General features: G+C 71.0%; 22 protein-coding genes. 6 read left to right on the plus strand and 16 right to left on the minus strand.

Annotated features, from left to right (window positions below):
* Nucleotides 1–46 precede the first annotated feature (46 nt).
* Nucleotides 47–511 carry a GNAT family N-acetyltransferase gene (locus ACFVFH_RS28600; RefSeq protein ID WP_383773810.1) on the minus strand — a complete coding sequence of 155 codons (465 nt, stop codon included), beginning with the start codon at nucleotides 509–511 and terminating at the stop codon, nucleotides 47–49.
* 71 nt (nucleotides 512–582) lie between these two features.
* A complete protein-coding gene (locus tag ACFVFH_RS28605; RefSeq protein WP_383773812.1) occupies nucleotides 583–1,308 on the minus strand; it encodes an SDR family NAD(P)-dependent oxidoreductase in 726 nt (241 codons plus the stop codon).
* Nucleotides 1,309–1,536: 228 nt separating this feature from the next.
* On the opposite strand from ACFVFH_RS28605, the gene ACFVFH_RS28610 reads away from it, so the two are divergent.
* Nucleotides 1,537–1,878 carry a winged helix-turn-helix transcriptional regulator gene (locus tag ACFVFH_RS28610; protein WP_383774089.1) on the plus strand — a complete coding sequence of 114 codons (342 nt, stop codon included), beginning with the start codon at nucleotides 1,537–1,539 and terminating at the stop codon, nucleotides 1,876–1,878.
* A gap of 97 nt (nucleotides 1,879–1,975) precedes the next feature.
* Here the strand turns inward: ACFVFH_RS28610 and ACFVFH_RS28615 are convergent, their stop codons facing one another.
* From ACFVFH_RS28615 to ACFVFH_RS28630, 4 genes are all read right to left on the minus strand, one after another.
* Complete coding sequence (locus ACFVFH_RS28615; RefSeq protein WP_383773814.1) at nucleotides 1,976–2,560, minus strand: hypothetical protein; 585 nt, start codon at nucleotides 2,558–2,560, stop codon at nucleotides 1,976–1,978.
* Nucleotides 2,561–2,705: 145 nt separating this feature from the next.
* On the minus strand, nucleotides 2,706–3,848 hold the full coding sequence (locus tag ACFVFH_RS28620) for a serine hydrolase domain-containing protein (RefSeq protein WP_383773816.1): 1,143 nt from the start codon (nucleotides 3,846–3,848) through the stop codon (nucleotides 2,706–2,708).
* 145 nt (nucleotides 3,849–3,993) lie between these two features.
* Nucleotides 3,994–4,929, minus strand: coding sequence for an FAD-dependent oxidoreductase (locus ACFVFH_RS28625; protein ID WP_383773817.1), 936 nt, complete (start codon nucleotides 4,927–4,929; stop codon nucleotides 3,994–3,996).
* Nucleotides 4,930–5,233: 304 nt separating this feature from the next.
* Nucleotides 5,234–5,677, minus strand: a complete 444-nt coding sequence (locus tag ACFVFH_RS28630; protein WP_383773819.1) for an anthrone oxygenase family protein — start codon at nucleotides 5,675–5,677, stop codon at nucleotides 5,234–5,236.
* A 91-nt stretch (nucleotides 5,678–5,768) separates the two neighbouring features.
* On the opposite strand from ACFVFH_RS28630, the gene ACFVFH_RS28635 reads away from it, so the two are divergent.
* Complete coding sequence (locus ACFVFH_RS28635; RefSeq protein ID WP_383773821.1) at nucleotides 5,769–6,347, plus strand: TetR/AcrR family transcriptional regulator; 579 nt, start codon at nucleotides 5,769–5,771, stop codon at nucleotides 6,345–6,347.
* Nucleotides 6,348–6,506: 159 nt separating this feature from the next.
* Here ACFVFH_RS28635 and ACFVFH_RS28640 read toward each other — a convergent pair whose 3' ends face one another.
* Nucleotides 6,507–6,875, minus strand: coding sequence for a VOC family protein (locus ACFVFH_RS28640; protein WP_383773823.1), 369 nt, complete (start codon nucleotides 6,873–6,875; stop codon nucleotides 6,507–6,509).
* A 63-nt stretch (nucleotides 6,876–6,938) separates the two neighbouring features.
* Between ACFVFH_RS28640 and ACFVFH_RS28645 the strand changes: the two genes are divergently transcribed.
* Entirely contained in the window at nucleotides 6,939–7,397 is a 459-nt protein-coding gene (locus ACFVFH_RS28645) for a MarR family winged helix-turn-helix transcriptional regulator (protein WP_383773825.1), read from the plus strand.
* Nucleotides 7,398–7,753: 356 nt separating this feature from the next.
* Here ACFVFH_RS28645 and ACFVFH_RS28650 read toward each other — a convergent pair whose 3' ends face one another.
* The 5 genes from ACFVFH_RS28650 to ACFVFH_RS28670 form a co-directional block, all read right to left on the minus strand.
* Nucleotides 7,754–9,616, minus strand: a complete 1,863-nt coding sequence (locus ACFVFH_RS28650) for an ABC transporter ATP-binding protein (RefSeq protein ID WP_383774091.1) — start codon at nucleotides 9,614–9,616, stop codon at nucleotides 7,754–7,756.
* 1,187 nt (nucleotides 9,617–10,803) lie between these two features.
* Nucleotides 10,804–11,919 (minus strand): hypothetical protein, encoded by a 1,116-nt coding sequence (locus ACFVFH_RS28655; RefSeq protein WP_383773827.1) that lies wholly within the window; start codon nucleotides 11,917–11,919, stop codon nucleotides 10,804–10,806.
* On the minus strand, nucleotides 11,916–13,178 hold the full coding sequence (locus ACFVFH_RS28660; RefSeq protein ID WP_383773829.1) for a CynX/NimT family MFS transporter: 1,263 nt from the start codon (nucleotides 13,176–13,178) through the stop codon (nucleotides 11,916–11,918). Before ACFVFH_RS28660 ends, ACFVFH_RS28655 begins: the two co-directional genes overlap by 4 nt.
* Nucleotides 13,165–13,908 carry a FadR/GntR family transcriptional regulator gene (locus ACFVFH_RS28665; protein WP_383773831.1) on the minus strand — a complete coding sequence of 248 codons (744 nt, stop codon included), beginning with the start codon at nucleotides 13,906–13,908 and terminating at the stop codon, nucleotides 13,165–13,167. Before ACFVFH_RS28665 ends, ACFVFH_RS28660 begins: the two co-directional genes overlap by 14 nt.
* Before the next feature lie 236 nt (nucleotides 13,909–14,144).
* Complete coding sequence (locus ACFVFH_RS28670; RefSeq protein ID WP_383773832.1) at nucleotides 14,145–14,744, minus strand: hypothetical protein; 600 nt, start codon at nucleotides 14,742–14,744, stop codon at nucleotides 14,145–14,147.
* Nucleotides 14,745–14,898: 154 nt separating this feature from the next.
* On the opposite strand from ACFVFH_RS28670, the gene ACFVFH_RS28675 reads away from it, so the two are divergent.
* Complete coding sequence (locus ACFVFH_RS28675) at nucleotides 14,899–16,116, plus strand: hypothetical protein (protein ID WP_383773834.1); 1,218 nt, start codon at nucleotides 14,899–14,901, stop codon at nucleotides 16,114–16,116.
* A gap of 513 nt (nucleotides 16,117–16,629) precedes the next feature.
* Here the strand turns inward: ACFVFH_RS28675 and ACFVFH_RS28680 are convergent.
* On the minus strand, nucleotides 16,630–17,322 hold the full coding sequence (locus ACFVFH_RS28680; protein WP_383773836.1) for a restriction endonuclease: 693 nt from the start codon (nucleotides 17,320–17,322) through the stop codon (nucleotides 16,630–16,632).
* 501 nt (nucleotides 17,323–17,823) lie between these two features.
* On the opposite strand from ACFVFH_RS28680, the gene ACFVFH_RS28685 reads away from it, so the two are divergent.
* Entirely contained in the window at nucleotides 17,824–18,282 is a 459-nt protein-coding gene (locus ACFVFH_RS28685; protein ID WP_383773838.1) for a hypothetical protein, read from the plus strand.
* Between the two features lie 102 nt (nucleotides 18,283–18,384).
* Here the strand turns inward: ACFVFH_RS28685 and ACFVFH_RS28690 are convergent, their stop codons facing one another.
* The gene (locus tag ACFVFH_RS28690; protein WP_383773840.1) at nucleotides 18,385–19,335 is read right to left on the minus strand and encodes a zinc-binding alcohol dehydrogenase family protein; all 951 of its coding nucleotides are present in this window, start codon (nucleotides 19,333–19,335) and stop codon (nucleotides 18,385–18,387) included.
* A gap of 108 nt (nucleotides 19,336–19,443) precedes the next feature.
* Here ACFVFH_RS28690 and ACFVFH_RS28695 point away from each other — a divergent pair, with 108 nt between their 5' ends.
* Nucleotides 19,444–19,887: a MarR family winged helix-turn-helix transcriptional regulator gene (locus ACFVFH_RS28695; protein WP_383773842.1), complete on the plus strand. Its 444-nt coding sequence runs from the start codon at nucleotides 19,444–19,446 to the stop codon at nucleotides 19,885–19,887.
* A 20-nt stretch (nucleotides 19,888–19,907) separates the two neighbouring features.
* On the opposite strand, the gene ACFVFH_RS28700 is transcribed toward ACFVFH_RS28695, so the two are convergent.
* Both ACFVFH_RS28700 and ACFVFH_RS28705 read right to left on the minus strand, forming a co-directional pair.
* Nucleotides 19,908–20,303 carry a RidA family protein gene (locus ACFVFH_RS28700; protein ID WP_383773844.1) on the minus strand — a complete coding sequence of 132 codons (396 nt, stop codon included), beginning with the start codon at nucleotides 20,301–20,303 and terminating at the stop codon, nucleotides 19,908–19,910.
* Nucleotides 20,304–20,445: 142 nt separating this feature from the next.
* Complete coding sequence (locus ACFVFH_RS28705) at nucleotides 20,446–20,922, minus strand: hypothetical protein (RefSeq protein ID WP_383773846.1); 477 nt, start codon at nucleotides 20,920–20,922, stop codon at nucleotides 20,446–20,448.
* Between the last annotated feature and the right edge of the window lie 226 nt (nucleotides 20,923–21,148).

Genomic DNA, 21,148 nt, shown 5'->3' on the forward strand with positions numbered 1-21,148 from the left:
ACCCCACTCACCGGCTCACCCGCTCACCCGCTCACCGCGTCCGTCGTCAGACCGCTGATGGCACATCCCGATGGAAGACGGCCATGGTCCGGCCGGGGCCGTTGTAGTCGTCGACGATCTCGGTGGCGAAGCCGAGGCTGCGGTGGAAGGCGATCGAGCCGGTGTTCCCCACCGATGTGACCGCCTTCAGCCGCCGTGCGCCCTGTCGCGCCGCCGCTTCGGCGAACGCCGCGTACAGACGACGTCCGAGGCCGGTGCCACGGGCGTCGTCCCGGGTGGCGATCAGATGCACATAGCCGGTGCCGTCCGGGGTGACGAACCCGAAGACGTACCCGCGGATTCCGTCCTCGCCCCGGGCTGCCAAGCAGGTGGAGCCGAACTCCTGGACCAGTGCCAGGAGGTGCAGCGACCGAAGGTCGCGTTCGCCCCAGTATCGGGGGTGATCGGTCAGGACCTGGTGGAAGTCGGCCACCGTGGCCGGTGCGATGTGTGTCCCCATGGTGACGATCATGGCAGGCGCCTCGTCCGTCGCAGAAGGTTCCGCCCCTCTTTCGCCCGAAGCCCCCGCCCCCGGGGGGGCACTCAGCCCCCCCGGACATGAGCCCGCGGCACCACACCGCTCCGCTCGTCGACAAGGGCCCGGAAGGCGCCGGGGTCTCCGACGACCTCCTCGGCACGGTCCCGCTGCCCGTACAGCGTGTAGTACCGGTCCCCGATGACGTCCGGATCGGTCTCGGCGTCACCGGGGACGATGCCGGAGGCGATGGTCACCGTGCCGACGTAGATCCCTTCCGGCCCGAGTTCGGTGTGCAGGGCGTGTGCCCAGTTCCGCAGACCGGCCATGGCCAGGCCGACGTTGGCGAGGAACGGGGCCGGGATCACCGAGGAGACGCCGGTGGTCAGCAGCAGTGTGCCGTTGCCCCGGGCCCGCATCTCCGGCAGTACGTACCGCACCGCCGCCACCGCTCCCCGTATGTGCAGCTCGAACTGCGCGGTGGCCGAGTCGACCGTGGTCGCGGCGGCGTGCGTGATCGGCCCGGTCGGGCTGGGACCGAACTCCAGGACGTCGATCGGCCCCAGCACGCCCTCCGCCGCGGCGAGAGCGGCGGTGAGGGACCCGGGGTCGCGGACATCGGCGGGAAAGGCGGCGGCGGTGACGCCCAGCTGCGCCAACTCCGCCACCAGGAGCTCCAGTTTCTCCTGGGTACGCGCGATCAGTCCGACCCTGAACCCATGGCGGCCGAACGCACGGGCCACCCCCATCCCGAGCCCCGGACCCGCACCGACCACAACCAGTGTCTTCGCCATCGACGTTCCTCTCCGAACGGAGTCCGGGCCCAACACCCTTACGGACTCCGTTACTTATCTTCTGTACGTAGCCACATGCTTCGTCACTACGATGAGAGGAACAAGACGGCACATTGCTGTCGGTCACCGACACGGAGGTAACCGTTGTCCCCCATCCCTGACAGCCCGCTGACAGCCGGCATCGAGGAGCGCGCGGGCGACGAGCCCGATGACGACGTGTGCCGGCAGGTGTTGCAGATTCTCGGGGTGATCGGCGACAAGTGGAGCATTCTGGTCGTCGGGCAGCTCCGGGACGGCACGCTGCGCTTCGGCGAACTCCACCGTGCCGTGACCGGCATCTCCCAGCGGATGCTCACACTGACGCTGCGACAGCTCGAACGGGACGGGCTGCTGACCCGCACCGTCTATGCCAGCGTTCCGCCCCGCGTGGAGTACACCCTGACCGAGCTGGGCTCGACGCTGCTGGACGCCGCCACCGCCCTGGGCAACTGGGCCACCGTCCACCGGGCGGAGATCGGGGAGAACCGGCGCCGCTACGACGACACCCATCCGCCGCAGAAACAGTCCTGATCCGCGGGCGGAGGGCAGATCCCCGGATCCCGAGGACCGACCCGGGCGGGTCGGCTCACAGGCCGGAGCCGGGGCCGGGGGCCGGTCCGCGCTCCCCTCACCGTTCGCGGGTGAGCTGATACGGCTCGTCCAGCGGGTCGAGGTGAAGCAGGTGGGTGGCGTCGATGTAGGGGCCGGACTGAGGGCCTCCACGGAAATACGCGGCGGCGGTTCCGGTGAACCGGATCCTTCCTCCGCCGAGGTGAGTCATGCCCTTCGGCTCGTCGAGAGAGCCCAGCCATTGGGCCTGGCGTTCGTCGATCGTGCCGACATAGGTTCCGTTTCCGCCGGTTTCCCTTTCGCGCGCGGCCAGCACATCCCCGTAGGAAGCGGCGTAAAGCACTTCGCGGATGGCGCTCTCGACGCTTTCCTCGCCCCCTCCCCCGTACTCCGCGTACCGGCCCTCGACGCGACGGCGCCAGTAGTCGGGATCGTTCATGGCATGCCTCGCGTACGCCTGCCACGCGAGGCTCCGTGGACGGAAGGCATGGGGTTCCTGCCGCACCCAGCCGATGACGAACCCGTCGCGGCTTCCGTCGTCGACGCGGATCTCCACGGATTTCGGAGTGTCGCCCGACCTGAGGAACAGGCTCCTCCGACGCAGATCGTCCTGAGCGTGCGCACTCAAGCGGCTGATGTCCATAAGCCCTCATTGTCGGAGCAGCTCCCCGCTCACGGCAACACCGCCGCAGCGCACACGTCCCGCGCCGCATGTCCCCTGTTTCAGACGTCTCTTGACTGGTCGTCAGCACCCTCCCCTCCCCCGCGCCCTGCCCGTCCGCAGGTGCTCAGCCGCTCGCGATGCCGAGGGCCGTACGGATCTCGGCCGCCAGCCGCACGTCCAGGCCGGGTACGGTCATCCGGTTCTTGACCAGGGCGAAGGAGAACCGGTGCGCCGGGTCGGCGAAGGCCGTGCTGCCGCCCGACCCGCTGTGGCCGAAGCCGCCCGCCGGGCGCAACCGCTTCGGCCCGCTGTCCCCGATCACGAAGCCGCCGCCCATCGTGCAGGTGGTGCCCATCATCCTGTCCACCCCGCTCACCCACCCCGTGGTCGCCTCCTTCAGGGTCGCCGCCGACAGCAGCCGCACCCCCTCCAGCTCACCGCCGCAGGCCAGCGCCGCGTACAGACGGGCGGCCCCGCGCGCGGTCATGATCCCGTTGGCGGGAAGCGCCGTACGCCGGAAGTCGTCGCGGTTTCCCAACTCCGCCACCGGCAGCACCGCGTGGGGAACGCAGTCGAAGAACGGCGCCCCGGGCGGCAGCCGCTCCAGCCGTGCCGCCCAGCCGCCGTCGTCACAGGTGGCCACCCGCGACGCCAGGTGCTCGGGGACATGGAAGAGCAGCTCGTCACCGATCCCGAGCGGACCGGCCAGCTCCTCGCGCAGCAGCTGGTCACAGGTCCGGCCGGTGGCGCGGCGCAGGATCTCGGCCAGCAGCACACCGTAGGTCCAGGCGTGATACCCGAACGCGCTGCCGGGCTCCCACTGCGGCCGTTGACCCGCGATCCAGTCGGCCAGGGCCGGAAGGTCGAGCAGCCGCTCGGGGGTGGTGTCCGCCGGGAGCCGGGCCAATCCGGCCATATGACCGAGCACCTGCCCCAGGGTGATCCGCTCCTTCCCGGCCGTGCCGAATCGCGGCCAGTACCGCGCCACCGGCGCGTCGTACGCCAGCACTCCTTGGTCCACCAGCACCGCGACCAGGGCCGCCGCCACCCCCTTGCCCGTCGACCAGGCCGGCACCAGGGTGTCCGGGCCCATCGACCGCTCCTCGGCGGCGTCGGCCGTTCCCGCCCAGGCGTCGACCACCAACTCGCCGTCGTGCCAGGCCGCCACCTGCACCCCGGCCTCCGCACCCGACGCCGTCACCTCCGCCAGGACTTCCTCGACGCGCCGCTGCGCCGGGTTGTCCGGCACCGTGCTTGTGGTGTGCACCGTCTCTCCCCCTGCCACCCCCGGAAACCGCGGTCGCGGCCGCCCGTCGGTACAACGCGGCTCCGGCCGTCACCGTTCCTTCGACAGCCGTACGGGCCGACTTCGCACCAGCGGACGGAGGCGGCCCGTACGGGCCCCGCAGACGTCAACGGCCCGGCCGCTCCCGCAGGGCGTAGTAGGCGTGCAGCGCGGCCTCGCTGCCGGAGCCCAGGGCGGTCATGATCCGCTGGAAGCGGGCTGAGCGCAGGTCCCCGGCCACTATGACGCGGGGGTGCTGGCGGCCCGGCGGGCAGTAGCCGTCCCCGTCCCGGTCGAGGTCACCGGGCGGGGCCGTGGGCGCGCTTCCGAGGCTGACGTAGACGGCGTCGGCCGTGACCGTACGCCGCCCGCCGTCCCGGCCCAGCGTCTCTGCCGCCACCGTGGTCCGTCCGGGCGGGTGCAGGGTCAGGTGCTCGACGGGCAGGAGCGTGACGCGCGGGTCGTCGCGGACCTCCTCGGTCTTGTACGCGTCGGCCTCGGGATGAGCGACGAGCAGGCGGGTCTCGGTGGCCGGGTGGGCGCGCAGGAAGGTGCCGATCGGGCGGTCGCCGCCGAGGACCAGCAGGGTGCGGCCTTCCGCGTCGGCCGCTTCCGCCTGCCAGAGCGGGGGAAGGACGGGGCTGCCGGGAGCGGTGATCCAGGGGGCGTCCCGGGGCTGGAGAGGGCCGACGCCGGTAGCGACGACGGCGTACGGAGCGGTCAGGCGCGTACCGGTGTCCAGGGTGACGGCGGCGTGGTCGTCGTCGGCGCGGAGTGCGACGGCGCGGCGGCCGAGCTCCAGGCGGCACAGCTCCGTACCGTTCAGCTCCGCGGTGATGGAGTCGGCGAGACCTGGGCCGGTGGTGTGGCCGCCGAGGACGTTGTTCAGGGCCGGGATGCGGTACAGATTGCGGCACAGCGCGTCCGGTTCGACCAGGACCGAACGCATGCCGACGCCCGCGGCCATGCGGGCGGCAGCGCAGCCTGCCGGTCCGCCGCCGACGATGATCAGGTCGGTGTCGTGGGTCGTACGCGAACCGGTGCGGGACGGGGTGTCGGACATGGAGCCATTCCAGCACCAGGGCCCCTCTGTGGTGACCCGTGCGGGGTGAATCCCTTCCTGGATGCCGGTCCGAACGCCGATGTGCATGCTGGTCCGAACGCCGCTGTGCATGCCGGTCCGAACGCCGTCCGGCAGTGCGACGGGCCGAGCGGCTTCGTCACCGGGCTGCTCGTGGCGGTGGCAACCGCCCGCCCCTTCGTACGAGAGCGAGCGGCAGCGGCCTTCCCGGATGTCCGGAGTTCGATGGCCGGCTGCCGCCCGGGAGGGAACCTGGCCGCCGCATGGGCGGCGTCGGCCCGTGGCGTCAGACGAGTGCGGCGGCCAGCAGCGCGAAGGCGGCGATGATGACGGCCACGCGGACGTAGTGGAGGCGGTCCCAGCGGTCCATCTGCTGCTGCCAGTCGGCGGGCCGGTTCTCAGGGGTCCACGCCTTGCTCCGGTTGTTGATCGGGACGAGCAGCAGGACCGAAATGAGGACGCTGAGGGCCAGCAGCGCGCCGGCGGTGACCACGAGGGCGGCGCCGTGGTGCCACTGCGCGATGGCCCAGACCACGACGAGGACGAGCGAGGTGATGTACCAGAACGGCATCACGGCGCCGAGCATCCGGCCCCCGTGGGAGCGGGCGAGTTGGCCGCAGTCGCTGGGGAGTGCGCTGAAGATCGGGTTCATGACGAAGGCGACGGAGAACTCCACCCCCACCATCACGCCGACGACCACGGTGGTGAACACCTCAAGTGCGCTGAGCATGACGAATCCTCCTGGGATCTAGCGTTGCTAGCTGATGGTGCAACGCTAGTACTACTGCCGCTCGATTGTCTAGCGATGCTAGGATCGAGGCATGTCGGTACAAGAACGCAAGGAACGCGAACGGGCCGGCCGCGAGCGCCTCATCGTGGCGACGGCCCGCGAACTCGCCGAGCAGCAGGGCTGGGACGCGGTCACCACCCGTCGGCTCGCCGAGCGCATCGAGTACAGCCAGCCCGTCCTCTACAGCCACTTCCGCGGCAAGCGCGAGATCATCGGCGCCGTCGCCCTCGAAGGCGCCGCCGAGATGGCCTCGGCACTGCGGGCGGCGACCTCCACCGCGGAGGGCCCGCGCGCCCAGGTCACCGCACTCGCCCGCTCGTACCTGGACTTCGCCGCGCGCAACCCGGCGGTCTACGACGCCATGTTCCAGCTCGACGGCGGCCTGGCGTTCGCGGACGAGGACACCCCGGAGCCGCTGAAGGACGGCTTCGCCGCGCTGCTGGAGACCCTCGGCGAGGTCGCCGGGGACGGCGTCCACCCGGCGCTGTTCACCGAGGTGTTCTGGGCCGCCCTGCACGGCCTCGCGACCCTGACCCGGGCGGGACGGCTGCCGCCGGAGGTCACCGGACCCAGGGTGGAGCTGCTGGTGGACCGGCTCGCCATCGTCTGACACGCCAGGTGGGCGGGTGCGCGGCCGGGGCTTCGGCCCCCGCCACGCACCCGCCCACCTGCGGTGCCCCTTCCGGTCGCTCGCGCCCGTGCGGCGCGGTCGCGGATCCACCCCACCGGGCGGACCGACGGACGGACGGTGGCGGCGGCACCTGACGTATCAGGCGCGGTCGTGGAGAGTGACGTGGTAGCCGTCGGGGTCGGCGAAGGTGAAGGTCCGGCCGAACGGGCCGTCGATCGGCGCGGAGACGATGGCGTGACCGTCCGCGACGAGAGCGTCGTGGATGGCCTGGACCTCGGTCGCGTGGAGCCAGATCGCGGCACCGATGCCGGGCTGAGCGACGGACGCGAGGTCGGTGCCGGGAACGATCTCGCGGAGCGCGAACGCGATCGGCTTCGTCTCGAAGACGACAGCGTGCGGGGGTCCGGCGGGCGAGCGGACAAGACCGAGGTACTGCTCGTAGAACGCCTGCGAAGCGTCGAGGTCGCGCGCCTGGAGGGAGATGAAGTCGGGACCGGTGGCGGGCATGATGATGCTCCTTCTCTTCGTGTCAGATTCCTGACACGAACCAACGTATGTCAGAATCCTGACATGAGTCAAAACAATGCCGGTGTCGACCTGGACAAATCGCTGGGCTACCTGCTGAAAGAGGCTTCGAGCGCGCTGCGCGTAGCCATGGAGGAGGTGCTGCGGCCCCTCGGGATGAGCGTGACGCACTACTCCTGCCTCGAACTGCTCGCCCAGCGGCCGGGTCTGTCGAACTCCGAGCTCGCGCGTGGCGCGTTCGTGACACGGCAGTCGATGAACGTGCTGCTCCAGGCCCTGGAGCGAGACGGTTACGTGACCAGGCCCGCGGCGGCGCCCGTCGGGAAGGTGCTTCCCGCGCGGCTCACGCCCCGCGGCCGACAGAGCCTGGAGCAGGCGACCGTAGCGGTCCGGTCCGTCGAGGTCAGAATGTTGTCCGGCATGACCGAGACCGAGCAGTCGGGCGCGTTCCGGATCCTGCGGAGCATGATTCATTCCCTGCGCGACGACAACGACGGCACATAGCCCTCTCCTCGGCGCACGTCCCGCTGGTGCACGTCACGTCGGCGCACGTCCCGCTGATGCACGCCTCGCTGGTACATGCCTCATCGGTACCTGCTTCCTCGGAACATGTCTCATCGGCGCGTGTCCTGTCGTTGCACGTCCCGTCGCACTCGGACAGAGGTGCCGCCGCGCGGGGAGATCCGTACAGGTGGCTGCGGAAACCGGCAGCCCCCGACCGCGGCGGGCAGCCCGGTGGTGAGGCCGCGCCCCTGGGAGCATCGGTTTCATCGGGCGCCACAGCGGTTCGCCGTCGAGGCCGACCGGCGATGCCGCCGCCCGGAACCGCGCGCGGGCACGGGTCCGGGCGGCGGCGTGACTCACGCCGGCGTCCCGTCCTTCTCCTCATCGCGCTCGGACGTGACCTGGTAGGACAGCAACTGCGCGAACAGTCCGGGCTGTTGGGCGAGATCCTGGTACGTGCCCTCCTGAACGATCCTGCCTTCGTCGAGGACGACGATCCGGTCGGCCACGGCAACGTTGGTGATGCGATGGGTCACCAGCAGCACCACCCGGTCCCGGGCCAGGTCCCGCAGCCGCTGGAAGATCCGGTACTCCGCGCGGGGATCGAGATTCGCGGTCGGCTCGTCGAGAACCAGCAGCCCTGCCTCGCGGAAGAACGCCCTTGCCAGCGCGATGCGCTGCCACTGACCGCCGCTCAGCTCCTCCCCGTTGAGCCATTCGCGCGCGAGGAGCGTGTCCAGGCCGGCGCCGAGCTTGTCGACGACCTCGTCGGCGCCGGCCGCCTCGCACGCCTCGCGCACTGCGGTGTCGCCGCGTTCCGTGGGCTGCCCCAGGGTCACGTTCTCGCGCACGGTCAGTGGCCAGTGGGCGTAGTCCTGCGGCACCAGGGCCACCTGCCGCCAGAGCGCCTGCGGGTCGGCGTCGCCGGTGGACACACCGTCCCACAACACCTGTCCGTCGGTGGGCAGGTACAGACCGCTGACCAGCTTCGACAGCGTGGACTTTCCCGAGCCGTTGAAGCCGACCAGGGCGGTGACCTCGCCCCGGCGCAAGGTGAGCGACACCTCGGACAGCGCGTCGCGGTCCTTGCCCGCGTAGCGGTGGGTGACCGATGTGACCTCGATCTTCTCCGGCGCCTCCGGACGGTAGGGACCCCGCCGCATCCGGAACCCTCCGGCCTTGTCCAGAAAGCCGCTCCAGTCGTCCATGTAGAGACCCGTGCGCACGGCGCGTGCGCCGACGGCCACCAGCCCCCGGACCGACTGCCCCACCGTCTGAAGTGCGAAGACGGCCGTCCCCGCGTGCCCGACACTGATACGGCCGTTGGCCAGCAGCCACACGACCGCGGACCACACCACCGCGGACCCCACGCCTCCGCACAGCGCGCCGACCAAGGACATACGGGCACCGGTGTCCGCCGCGGCCCGGTCCTCGCGATTGATCCGGGCGACCGTCTGCCGGTACCGGCCGGACAGGAACGCGGCCATGGTTCCGGCGCGGATCTGGTCGGCCGCCTCCCGCGTGAAGATGTGCCAACGCAGCACCGACAGCATCCGGTTGTCACCATTGCTGCGCAGGTTCGCCAGGTACCGCACCCGGGCGGCGCTGACCTGGGCCAGGGCCTGCGGCAGGCTGGCCGCCACCAGGAGTGGGAGGAGGACGACGTGCACACCGGCCAGCACGACTGCCCCGGCGAGGAAGCTGGCGCTTGAGGCGATGAGGTCCTGGCCCTCGTCGATCAGGTCCCCGGTGACCTGCGCCCCGCGGTCGGCGGCCTCCCGGTCGCGGTTGAAGTCGGGCTCGTCGTAGGCGCAGAGCTCCACCCCGGCGCAGCCGGTCAGGAGCATCTGCTCGGCCTCGCGGGACATCAGCGGACCCAGCCTGGAGGACAGCCAGCTGACCGTGATCCCCAGGAGCGCACGCACACCGGAGGCACCCGCCAGCAGGGCCACGGACGGCCATGCCTCCAACAGCCGGTGGTAGACGTCTCCGCTGCTCAGCAGGGCCGTCAGGGTGCCGGCGATGGCGACGAGGCCCAGGGCCTGCATCACTCCGGCGACGGCCTGGCACAGCAGGAGGCCGATGGTCGCGCGCCGGTCCACCTGCCAGGCGAGAGCCAGGGAGCGGCGCACCAGCTGGGGCAGGCGCCGGGCCATGTCGCGCATCCTGATGGAACGCCCGGCCGCTTCACGGCTCCCGGTCACGTCGACGTACCGCAGGTACGGGGCGGAGGCGTCGGTGGTTTCAGCAGGGTCGGTGGTTTCAACGGGTTCGGTGGTTTCAGTGGCGTGTCCGGTCGCTCGGGATGCGGTGTCGTCCGCCACGCCTTCCGAGCGGCCCGGCGTGGTGGCTGCGGCGGGCCGGGACGAGGCGGTACGCGGGCCCGGCACCTTCCGACGGGCTGACGGATCGGGCTCGCTCATGCTTCCCACCTCGTATCCGGTCCTGTCGAGGTACGGCTGCTGTCGGCGTCGGGCGTGGCCGAGCCGGACTGTTCGATTCCGGGAGGTCGGCTGGTGAGAGTGGGGCAGGGGTGCACGGCTTCCTCCATCTGGGCGTCGGTGTGGCACTGGTGCACTAAAAACGGGGCCCAGGGCTCGCCGTAACGGGTGACGGCGAGGGGAATCCTGGATACTTGTGCGAATACTGTGGTTCCTGCCGAGCCTGCGGCGCGAGGCGTTTCAAACGCCCTCGTTCGATGGATGGTCACCCGCTCGGCCGCTTCCCCCGGGGGGTGCGGCCCAGGAGATTCCGGCCCGAGGGATGCCGGCCGAGGAGTGCCGGGCCGAGGGATGCCGGGCCCACGAACTGCCGGAACCGGGGCATCGCCGGAGTGGCCGCCCCATCACCGGGTGCGGCGCGGTGGCGACCGCCGAGGGGGCGACCGTCGCGGTGACCACCGCCGCGACGGTGTCGGCGCGGGCGGACGGCGCGCCGTCGCCCACGCGTACGGGTTGACGCTCGCATCGAAGCACTGGTCCGAAGCCGGGCATACCAGGGGCGGTTGCCCCGTGCCGGTGGCAGGCGGTGAGGATACGGAGGTACTCACGGTCCCCATCAAGGAGCCTGGCCGGTCGGCTGGGCAACGGAATTGTTGCGCGCCGTCCGGCAGCACCCCAGGCCGTCCGGACCGGACGTCAGCCCCGTCACACGGCTTTCATTCGTTCGAGTGGGGGTGTGCGCCGAGTCCGGGTTGCTGGAGGGTGCGCGGTGTACGGCGGCGTAGGTCTACCCAGAAGGATCTTGAGCCCGGGGCACGGATGCCGAAGGGCGAGAGGAAACAGCCATGCGCCGGCGGGTGGTTGCACCAGGGCACCCGCGGCGCTGCGGGCAAGTGCCCGGGACGGCGCACGAACGCAGGGCGGGCAGCCCCGACGGGTCGTCCGTCCGGGCTGCCCGCAGTGGGTCAGCGGCTGTAGCGAGGAGGCAGGACCAGGCGGGGATTGGGGTCGAGGAGGATGTCGACCGGTCCGAACTTCCCAGCCAGCTCGCGGATTTCGGCATCGTCGAGGAGGAGGAGACGGCCGTTGTCGACGAAGGGCCGGCCGTCGAGCGTGATGGTGGGCTGGTCGAACTGGCAGTCGCAGTGTGCGTGGCCGGGGCCCGTACGGTCGACCGCTCCTTGCGGGGTCAGGCCGTCGAGGCCGAAGTAGAAGGCGCCGGCGTGCTTCTCGCGTTCGAACTGCGTGCCGCCCGCCGAGCGGACCTTGGGGTTGATGCCGATGAGCGCGTGGCGCATGTAGTAGCCGTCCGGGGCGTAGCGCTGAAGCTCGGCTGCCGCCGCGCCGCCGTGGATGGCGGTGACGCGGTTGTTCTCCAGCTCCAGGGTGGTCCGCTCGGCGGGGACGCCGGTGACGGTGGATTCCTCGACGACGACCACGCCGTCCGTCTGGTCGGGGTAGAAGTTGGCGCCTCCGTAGGGGAAGGGCCGCCACATGCCGGGGCTGAGGGGGGCGCTCGGGTGGCCCGGGGTGGTGAAGGCGCGGAAGGTCACATCGGTGCCCAGCGCGGTCGTGACCCTGATCTCCTGTGCCGCGCCGATCCGGGCGTACGCCTTGGTCTCCAGCGCGAAGTACAGTTCGAGCGGGAACCGGGCACCGGTCGACAGGGCCGACGCCGTGGCCGTCTGGTGCAGGGAGACGAACCGGGCGCGCTGTTTTGCGATCTCGTCGAAGAACAGGCGGGTGGTGTGCACTTCCCCCCACCAGGTCAGCGAGATCACGACGTCGGCGGCGGCATGAGCGGCGGACGGCAGCGGTGAGGGCGTCGAGCGGTCCCATCCGCCCGCGCTGATCGGCGGTATGGACAGCACGTGCACCTCGGCGTTGCGGTAGGCGGCCGCCGCCGTGATGGCCTGGATGACCACCGGATCGGTGCCGTGCTCGGCGAGGACCAGCACCTGCTCGCCCGCCGTGACCGCCGCGTATTCCAGGAGGTTGTAGACGCCGGGCATCAGCTCGGTGATCGACAGCGGCGCGGCCGTCGGGGTGTCCAGGTAACTGAAGGGTGCGGTCATGGTCATGACAGTGAGTCTCCGATCCGTTCGGTTGGGGTAGGACGGGAAGTGGATTCGAGGCGCAGGTCGCGGCCGGCGCCGACGCCGACGATGGCCTGGGCGAGCGTCAGCGCGACGAGCAGCGTCAGGGGGAGCGTCCATCCGTCGGTGAGTTCGTGCAGTGCGCCGAGGAGGAGCGGTCCGACGGCGGCCACGAGGTAGCCGACGGACTGGGCCATCGAGGCCAGCGCCGCCGCCTGCGAGGCGTCCGCCGCTCGCTGGCTCTGAAAAGCCAGGGCGAGGACCAGACACGCTCCACCGCCCAGACCCGTGAGGACGCTGGACACGATGGCCAGTTGGGGGGCCACGGCCAGCAGCGCGAAACCCAGCGCGACGATCGCCGAGGCGGCTGCCGCCAGGAGCCGTTGATCCCTCCACCGGCGGGCGAGCAGGGGAAGTGCGCTGCTGGCCACCAGTCCGACGATCTGGTATAGGAACAACTGCCAGCCGGCGGCGGCCTCTCCCACTCCGTGGTCGTGCACGATGCTCGGCAGCCAGGCGATCGTGGTGTAGAAGCCGAGGGATTGCAGCCCCATGAACACGCTGACCTGCCAGGCCAGGGGGGAACGCCAGGGGATGCGCTCCCGCCCGGCGGGGGTTGCCGCCGCGGTGCCGGTACGCCTCCAGAGCGGTACCCAGAACCCGAGGGCCAGCACGGCCAATGCGGCCCAGACCCCCAGCGCGGTGTGCCAGCCGCCCGGCAGGTGGTCGGCCATGGGCACCGAGACCCCGGACGAGATGGCGGCCAGCAGACCCATCGCGGTGACGTAGAGGCCGGTCACCTGCCCGATGCGCTCTTCGGGCACGGTGCTCCTGATGACGGAAGGCAGCAGCACGTTGCCGAAGGCGATCGCGGCCGCGATCACCACCGTTCCGACGAACACGAAGGGCACGCCCGGCACGGAGCGTATGAGCAGCCCGGCCACCAGCACGGCCAGCGAGGCGACCAGGGCGTGCGACGCGCCGTAGCGGTGCGCGGTCCGGCCGACCAGCGGCGACGTGGCGGCGAACGTGAGCAGTGGCAGGGTCCCGAGCAGTCCTGTCCATGTGCCGGACAGTCCGGTCGATGCCTCGATGCCGGGAAGCAGCGGGCCCACCCCGGTCAAGGCGGCACGCAGATTCGCCGCGACGAGGACGACGCCGATCAGCAGCCACACCATGGGCGGCCCGGTCGGCGCTGCGGCCCTCCCCCCGTCCGGCAGGTCGGGCGCGTCATTCACCCGCATGACGACCGGTCCCAGCGGCACCGGCACCGGTCTGCTCGGCGACGACCTCCACGCTCAGCCGGCTGGTCGCCCGCACCAGCGTGGACGCCGCGTACCGGGCAGCGACCGCGTCGCCGGCACCGATCGCGTCGACAAGCGCGGTATGCCAGTGGTCGTGCTCGGCGGCGACGTCATCGTCCCAGGGCAGCGCGGCCAGCAGGGCGGACACGGCGCTGCCCAGGTGTTCGTAGAGTTCCATGAGCAGTTCGTTGCCGCCCGCCTTCACGACCGCGAGGTGAAAGGCCCCGTCGGCGGCCGCGACCTGGGCCATGGACCCGGAGCGGTTGCTCTCGCGAGCCGCCACCAGGAGCTCCCGGAGGCGGGCGGTATCCGCCTCGGAGCGTCGCTCGGCGGCCAGACCGGCAGCGTATTCCTCAAGCACCGCCCGCAGCTCCAGGACGTCCGTCGGCCGCGTGGTGGCCGTGCGCCGCAGCAGGACTGCTTCGAGCTCGCTGGTCACCCGTACATATGTGCCGTCGCCGACGCGCGCCTCCAGTAGACCGAGGTGGATCAGCGCCCGCAGCGCTTCGCGCACGGTGTTCCGGCTGACTTGGAGCATCTCGGCCAGCTCCTGCTCACCCGGGATACGCGTGCCCACCGGCCATCGCCCGGACGTCAGCTGCTCCCGCAACTGGTCGGCGACCTGCGCCGACAGCGTCGTCGCGCGGCGCGGCTGCTGCAACCCCTCCATCAAGCCCTCCAAATGTTGGACATCTGCACATCTGCAGAGAAACACATGGATGGCCGACCGAGCCAGAGGCGTGTGACGCACGTCACCTCTGATGGGACATCGCGCTGCCGCCCCCATTGCCCTCGGCAGACGGCAGACGGCAGACGGCAGACGAATGGTGGTGTGGTGTGGTCGCTGTTGCGGCGACCGCGGGGGCCGGTCCCGCAGGACCGGCCCCCGTGGCGCCCGCAGGACTGCTACCGGTCGAGCTTGTGCGACACCTCCCAGTGCCCGTTCTGGAGGATCTTCTCGTAGTAGGTGTTCGGGAACTTCCCGGTCGCGCTGGGGAGGCGCTTGTCGTTGCGGAGGATCCTGCTGTAGCCCTTGAAGACCGCCATGGACATGTGCAGGCAGTTGTTCGTGCCGCCCTTGTATCCGCGGTTGCGGACCGCGGTGTACCAGGACTGCGCGGTCTTCAGGTCGCCGTCCGCGGTGTTGATGCAGCGGTAGCGGGTGTAGTACTGCTTCTTGGTACCGGGGAAGTTGACCTTGGTGAACGTGGCGCGGGCCTGCTTCCATGTGCCGCCGCGGATCCATCCGGTCTTCGGCCCGTTGACCGTGCTGCCGAAGGACCCGTAGATCCAGTGGTCGCTCCGGGCGCGGTCCTTCACGATGAAGGCCGCGTGCCCGATGTTCATGTTCTCCATCACCCCGTCGGGGGCGTTCACCATGCAGACCCGGCCGAGCGTGGCGGCCTCGGCGGGCACGGGGCCGGCTACGAAGCCGCCCGCGAGCAGCGCCACCGAGGCGGAGCTCGCCACGGCGGCCCGCTTGAGATTTTCGTGAAGTTTCGTCATCGGGTGTCCCCTCTGTGATCGGTCCTTCGGGTCACCCGGTCGGTGACCTGCTGGAAGGTCCGTTGACCGCAGATTGGCAAGGGGCTTGATGACCCGCCACACTCTGGCTTCCCGGTCATCAACCGGTCATCAAAGACGCCACGGAGGAGCCCATATGAGTGGTCGACAGGGGCGGCAGGAAAGCTCCATCGATCCGACGCTCGGCCCGCAGGCGCGCTTCGCCCAGCGGCTGCGCGACCTCAGGCAGACCTGCGGATCGCCCACCTACCGGGAACTCGCCTCCTGGACCCGGAAGATCCGGACGCCCTATTCCGACACGACGCTCTCCAGTGCCGCCCGCGGTCACGAGCTGCCGTCGTGGGACGTGACGTCCGCGTTCGTCAGGGCCTGCCTGTCCTACGCGAAAACGAGCGGGGAGCAGATCGAGGCGGACGTCGGTACGTGGGCGTCGCGGTGGCAGGACGTGAGAGCGGAGCTCGCACCGGACGGCCCGTCCTCATCGCCCGGCCGGGAGAGCCAGGGATCCGGCCAGGAGTGCGAGGAGCCGGGCCGGAAGCAAGCGGAGCCCCGTAGTCCGGAGGCGGAACCCCGTAGTCCGGAGGGCGAGGGAACCGTCGAGAGAGCCGGTGAAGAAAACGGCGGAGGGACCGGCGGAGGAACGGGCGGAGGAACGGGCAAGGCATCGGACGAGCCGACGGACGAACGGGCGCCGACCGTTCAGGCCGGGGCGCCACCGGCCGCGCCCGGCACCCGGACACGGCTGCGGCCGAACGGAAAGAAGGCGGGGTGGGCCCTCGCGGGGATCGCCGTGGTGGCGGGTGCCGTGCTCGTCGGCCGGTCCATGGCGCCCGAGTCCGCGACCACGGACGCCGCGCACCCCGGCGCGGCCGTCGCACCCGGCACATCCGGCGCGCCCGCGTCGCCCACCGGTGAAGCGGGCCGGCTTCCATCGGCGTCGGCAGCGAACGCGGGCCTCCACGGCGACTACCGCTGCGCGCGGCCCCGCTTTCACGATGGCGTGTCGTGGACGCCGTGCACCACGGTCGATGCGGCCGAGCTGACCTTCGTGGTGCGCTTGACCAACGGCGGACCCGATCCGGTACGGGTCAGAGCGAGACTGGGCTACGTCCGCGCAGCCGTTCACCATCCCTGCCCCGGGCGGTGGGGAACGGGCGTGGAACTGACGGTGAAGCCCGGCACGAGCGTGATGAGCCCTCCGGGCAGCTGCGTCGTACACAAGCAGCCCACCTCGGCGTTCCAGGCGGTGGCCTGGGTCGGCCCGCCCCAGCAGGCGGCATGGGACTACCGCGAAATGTCGCCCACCGTCCATGTCCAGCCCGATGGACGGACAACCGTCTGGGCCGGAGAGTAACGGGGAGGGGAGGGAGACCCACCCGGCAGAGCCGGAAAGCGGAGATTTTCCCGCCGCCGCAGGAAAGCGGAAGCCCTCCATGGCGGGCTCGAACTGTGCGGTCCGCCCGCTGACCCGCCGTCAGCAGCGTCAGCGACACGAACGGCGGCATTCGCCGCCCCCGACAGCCCCGGGACATCGCGATGCCGCACCCAGGGCCTTCCCCAGCCGCGTCCCCGAGACCGAAGCGAAGCTGGTGTTCTACGCGGCACGGCCCCTTCGGATGCAAGCCATGGACGGCGTCCTTCCACAGTCCAAGATCGGCCGACGCCCCTTCCCAGCCCTGCGGCGGCACCCCGCGTCCGTCCGTCGCCTCGGGCGGGCCGACCCGAGGGCGGGCAAGGCGGCGTTCGTCGGCAGATGACCGCGGGGACGGGATGGGAAGCGCCTGGCGTGGTGCCCCGGCGCGTGACGCGTACCGGTCCGGGGCCGGGGCCTGTCATCGCATGGCAGACGGCACTTCGAAAACAGGCCCTACCGGCCCTTGCGGGGTGCGGGGACCTTCGGCAGCAGCTCCCACAACGGCTGCTCGCCTCCGGCCCAGGCGGCAAGGGTGCGCCGGTCGGCCAGGTGCATGCGCAGTTGCTCGGCGAGGGGCGGACAGCGCGTGGAGAAGCGGCCGTTCGTGACGACCAGGACGACATCGGCGCCGTAGAGCTGCCGGGCGCAGCCGTTGACCCGCTGGAGGTCCGGGGTGCCGACCGCCGAGCCCTGGTCACCGGCCCTGCGGTGCTTGCACTGAATGACCCAGGTCCGCCCCATCGGATCGGTGGCCAGCACATCCGCGCCGTTGTCCCCGGCCCCGCCGATCTGCCGGGCATCGGTACACCCATCGCGTCGCATCAGGTCGCGCACCGCGTACTCGAAGTCCCGGTGGTGCAGGGCGTCCAGCTGTGGAAGTACGTAGCGCAGGCCCTGCCGCCGGGTCCGCTCCCGCCGGAGCCGCTGCCGGTGGTGGTGCGCCCAGCACGCCACGGCCACGACCACGACGGCCCCCAGCAGGGCGAGGACCCATGGGTTCGCCGACAGCCAGGACACCAGTGCCGACAGCAGCGCGAACACCACGAGACCGCCGATCGCCAGACCGAACAGCTGGTCGCTCTGCCGTGGCCGACGCTTGCGGGTACGCGGCCTGCGGGGTCGCGCCGACGGGCGCCGCGCCGTCATCTCCCGCCCCTGGACGAGGCGAAGCGGCGGACGGGACGGGGAACCACCGAATCCGTACGGTCCGTGCCGTCGGCGGCGGTCCCGGTCACCGGGACGACGGCCGTCTCTCCGTCCGCACCGCAGACCCGTGGGCAAGGACTTCGCCCGTGGTCCGCGCTCCCTCCGGTCCGCGTTCCACCCACCCGCGCGTACGGCCCGTTCCACGGCAACTGAACTCCCCCTCGAAGAGGTCGACGTCGACCGCTCATCGTGGCACCGGGCGCGCGCCATCCGTCGGCGAACGGGAACCGGAGGCCGGAAAGAAGAACCGTAGGCCGGAAAGAAGCGGAACGAGGGGCGCTCGGGCCCGGCCGGCGCTTCGGCCGGAGGTGGAGGTGAAGGTGAAGGTGAAGTGGAGGTGCAGGTGCAGGTGGAGGTGGAGGTCGAGAGTGGGGCCAGACCCACCCCGCTGTGCGTCCAGACCCATACCGGGGCGGCCGGGCACTTCGTAGCGTCGTAGCCATGGAACCCAACACGCACCCCGCCACCGAAGCAACGCTCCCCCACACCCACCTCACCCACCGGTCCCCCGACGCCCTGCGCGCCTTCGGCATGACGATGACCAGCGTCAAGGTGTACGGCGCGCTCTGCGTCGTCGCCCTTCTGGCGGTCGTCGTGGTGGCGAGCAGCGGTCACTCGGTGAACACGTTCATGTGGGTCCGGGCAGCGCTGCTGCCGGTGGTCGCCGTACTAATCCACCGGATGGCCGCTGCCGCTTCCCAGGGGTCCCGCAGGGCCTTCGAGCGCGTCGGGACCCTCGCCGTGATCATGCCGATCGCGATCATCGGCGTCGATCTGATCCCCGGCGTCTGCCCGCCGTGGTACGCCGCGATGCAGACCGTCTGTATGGTGCCCCTCGTCTGCGTCGCCTTCATCACCCGGGGCTCCGCACTGCGCGCCGCCTTCCCCAAGGAACACTGACCGGACCGGTCGGGACGGCCGAAGCGGCCGGACTGCTCGCACCGCCTGTCCGCCGGCCCCGCCCTGCCCGCCTGCTCACCTGAGCCGCCCGGACCGCTCGGCCTACCTCGCCCGCCCAGCCTGCCGGGTCTCCGGGACAAGGACCACCTTGCCGAGGTTGCGACGGGACTCGATGATCTCGTGGGCGCGCGCCGCCTCGGTGAGCGGGATCTCGGCGGATACGCGGGGACGCAGCGTGTTGGCGCGGTGGAGTTCCCACACCTCGTCGAGCCGGCGGGCGTACACCTCGGGCTCGCCCCGGGCGATGGCCGCCATCTGGAAGCCGATGACCGAAGCGCCGCGGACCAGCAGTTGGTACGCGTCGATCGTGCCGCCGCCCGAGCTGAAGGCGACCAGGCGGCCGCCGGTGGCCAGGGCGCGTACCGCGGGGTCGAGAAGTGTTCCGCCGACCCCGTCGATGACGATGTCGACCGGATCGCCCCAGGTCTCGTCCGTATAGAGCACGACCTCGTCCGCTCCGAGGGCCCGGACGAAGTCCGCCTTGTCCGCCGTACTGACGGCCGCGACCACGCGCGAGGCCCCGCCCGCTTTCGCGTACTGCACAGCGAGGCTGCCGACCGCACTGGCCGCCGCGGTGACCAGGACGGCTTCGCCGGGGCGCGGGCGGGCGGCCTCATGGGCGCCGCGCGCCACCAGACCGCTGCGGACCAGGGCCACGGCATCGACGGCCGTCGCCCGGTCGGGGATGCGGGAAGCCATCGCGTGGTGGATGAGGGCCAGTTCGGCGTAGGCGTGGGAGAAGCAGAGTCCGGTGACCCGGTCGCCCACCGCGAAACCGGTGACGCCTTCCCCCACTGCGGCCACGGTGCCCGCCACCTCGCCGCCGAGAGGGACCGGCTCGACGCCCTCGCGCACCTTCCGTACGGCGGGGAGCGTGACTCCGATCGCTTCGGCGCGAACGAGCAGCTCATCCGGACCGGGCTCCGGAACGGGGGCCTCCTCGGTGAAGAGCACCTCGGGACCACCGTTGACCTCGTAGCGGACACGCCGCATGGACACCTCCAGGTGTGACACGAACGCGGATTCATTGGGATTACCAACGAGTTGCAGCGTAGGGAGAAGTCATGGGGAAGTCCAACGATTTCGGGATAGCCTGTTTCCATGACTCCCTCGGAACGCCCGCACGCCCTGGCGCACATCCAGTCCCTGCCGAGCTGGCTGGCCGGTCGGGTGGCGGCGCGTGGGCGGGGGCTGGTCGCCGAGGCGATCGCCGGGGAGGGGCTGAAGCTTCCGCATCACGCCGTGCTCGCGGCGGTGTCCGAGTACGGGCCGGTCGCGCAGGCGGATCTCGTGCGCCGACTGGGCTTCGACGCGAAGGACATGGTCCTTCTGCTCAATCATCTGGAGGAGGCCGGGCTGGCGGTGCGGGAACCCGACCCGCGCGACCGCCGCAAGAACGCGGTGACGGTGACGGCGGCGGGCGCGCAGACGCTGGAACGGTGCGCGAAGCTGGTGGAGCACGCCAATGCCGAGCTGCTGGCACCGCTCAGCGCGGCGGAGGGCCGGCAGCTGATGGAGCTGCTGACCCGGGTGTACGAGGCGTAGCGCCGCGCTGCGGAGGCTCGTTATCCGGCGGTCGGCGCCACGGCCAAGGCGTCGATCTCGACCCGGAAGTCCGGGTGGACCAGGCCGGCGACCCTCACCAGGGAGCAGGCGGGCGGGTGTTCCGCATCCTGGTGTTCGTCCCGTACCGCGCGGAACGCGGCCAGGTCGTCCAGATCGGTCAGGTAGACCGTCAGTTTGACCACGTGTTCCAGGCCGGAGCCCGCCGCCTCCAGCGCGTTGGCCAGATTCGCGTAGACCTGCCGGACCTGGGCCTCGGCGTCTCCCTCACCGATCACATTGCCGTCGCCGTCGACCGGGACCTGACCGGAGACGGCGACCATCGAACCGGTGAAGGCGACGGCATGGCTGTAGCCGTTGACGGGCGGTGAGCCGTGGGGACGTATGAAGTGCTCCATGGCGCCGATCATGCCACGCACGTCATGGCTGCTTCCGCTGTCACCGACGCGGACGGTGCCCGGCCGCCCCACGGCCGGGCACCGTCATCCACCTGCCGGGGCGCCGTCGTCCACCTGCCGGTGCACCGGTCCCCGAGGGGTTCTAGGGGTGGTAGATCTCCTGCATGGCGGTGATCTGGTTCCGGCCGTTCACGCGGTAGTAGAAGTGCGGGCTGTTGGTGAGCTTGTGGCTCACCAGCCACGCCGGGGCGACCGACTCCATCGTCGTGCTGTTGATGTCGCTGAAGACCTCGACGGAGGCGCCCGGGGCGATGGTCAACGACCGGGCCGCTCCCAGCGGGGTGTAGGAGACGTCCTCGTCGTTCTCCGTGTTCACACTGCACGTCTCGGGGGTGACGCGCACGACCGTCTTGCCCTGGACGTTCTTGGCGGACTTCAGCTCGAAGAAGTGCTTGTACCCGGTGGGCAGGTAGCACGGCTGCCAGGCCGTGGTCCCCGCGGCCCCGGCCCGCACGCCCGCGTCGTTCGGGCTGGCACCGGACGACCCTGCCGCGGCCACGAGGAGCGCGGCGGTGGAGGCGAGGACGGCAGCGGCGGCGGTGATCTGACGGTAGCTCATGAACATCCTCTGTTCCGGAAGTTGACTGGCACCAAGGGAGATACCGGACAGGAGGCGGGGGTTTCATCAACTTCGGGCTGTGACGGCACGGTGACAATCTCCACATCGTGAAGACGCACCGGACGAGGAGCGGGGAGCGAGGAGCAGGGAGCGGGGAGCGGGGAGCGCCGGACGTCACGCGTGCCACCTGCCGCGTACGGCGTGCGGTATGCCCCGTACCGCGTAC

Origin of the sequence: Streptomyces sp. NPDC057697 (genome assembly GCF_042799335.1) — a bacterium.
Lineage (GTDB): Bacteria > Actinomycetota > Actinomycetes > Streptomycetales > Streptomycetaceae > Streptomyces.

Excerpts from the sequence above, each read along its gene's own strand:
- ACFVFH_RS28685 (WP_383773838.1), top strand. The coding sequence starts at position 17,824 with ATGGAACCCAACACGCACCCCGCCACCGAAGCAACGCTCCCCCACACC.
- ACFVFH_RS28670 (WP_383773832.1), bottom strand. The coding sequence starts at position 14,744 with ATGACGAAACTTCACGAAAATCTCAAGCGGGCCGCCGTGGCGAGCTCC.
- ACFVFH_RS28635 (WP_383773821.1), top strand. The coding sequence starts at position 5,769 with ATGTCGGTACAAGAACGCAAGGAACGCGAACGGGCCGGCCGCGAGCGC.
- ACFVFH_RS28700 (WP_383773844.1), bottom strand. The coding sequence starts at position 20,303 with ATGGAGCACTTCATACGTCCCCACGGCTCACCGCCCGTCAACGGCTAC.
- ACFVFH_RS28705 (WP_383773846.1), bottom strand. The coding sequence starts at position 20,922 with ATGAGCTACCGTCAGATCACCGCCGCCGCTGCCGTCCTCGCCTCCACC.
- ACFVFH_RS28680 (WP_383773836.1), bottom strand. The coding sequence starts at position 17,322 with ATGACGGCGCGGCGCCCGTCGGCGCGACCCCGCAGGCCGCGTACCCGC.
- ACFVFH_RS28695 (WP_383773842.1), top strand. The coding sequence starts at position 19,444 with ATGACTCCCTCGGAACGCCCGCACGCCCTGGCGCACATCCAGTCCCTG.
- ACFVFH_RS28600 (WP_383773810.1), bottom strand. The coding sequence starts at position 511 with ATGATCGTCACCATGGGGACACACATCGCACCGGCCACGGTGGCCGAC.
- ACFVFH_RS28615 (WP_383773814.1), bottom strand. The coding sequence starts at position 2,560 with ATGGACATCAGCCGCTTGAGTGCGCACGCTCAGGACGATCTGCGTCGG.
- ACFVFH_RS28605 (WP_383773812.1), bottom strand. The coding sequence starts at position 1,308 with ATGGCGAAGACACTGGTTGTGGTCGGTGCGGGTCCGGGGCTCGGGATG.
- ACFVFH_RS28690 (WP_383773840.1), bottom strand. The coding sequence starts at position 19,335 with ATGCGGCGTGTCCGCTACGAGGTCAACGGTGGTCCCGAGGTGCTCTTC.
- ACFVFH_RS28625 (WP_383773817.1), bottom strand. The coding sequence starts at position 4,929 with ATGTCCGACACCCCGTCCCGCACCGGTTCGCGTACGACCCACGACACC.
- ACFVFH_RS28645 (WP_383773825.1), top strand. The coding sequence starts at position 6,939 with ATGAGTCAAAACAATGCCGGTGTCGACCTGGACAAATCGCTGGGCTAC.
- ACFVFH_RS28665 (WP_383773831.1), bottom strand. The coding sequence starts at position 13,908 with ATGGAGGGGTTGCAGCAGCCGCGCCGCGCGACGACGCTGTCGGCGCAG.
- ACFVFH_RS28655 (WP_383773827.1), bottom strand. The coding sequence starts at position 11,919 with ATGACCATGACCGCACCCTTCAGTTACCTGGACACCCCGACGGCCGCG.
- ACFVFH_RS28640 (WP_383773823.1), bottom strand. The coding sequence starts at position 6,875 with ATGCCCGCCACCGGTCCCGACTTCATCTCCCTCCAGGCGCGCGACCTC.
- ACFVFH_RS28660 (WP_383773829.1), bottom strand. The coding sequence starts at position 13,178 with ATGCGGGTGAATGACGCGCCCGACCTGCCGGACGGGGGGAGGGCCGCA.
- ACFVFH_RS28630 (WP_383773819.1), bottom strand. The coding sequence starts at position 5,677 with ATGCTCAGCGCACTTGAGGTGTTCACCACCGTGGTCGTCGGCGTGATG.
- ACFVFH_RS28675 (WP_383773834.1), top strand. The coding sequence starts at position 14,899 with ATGAGTGGTCGACAGGGGCGGCAGGAAAGCTCCATCGATCCGACGCTC.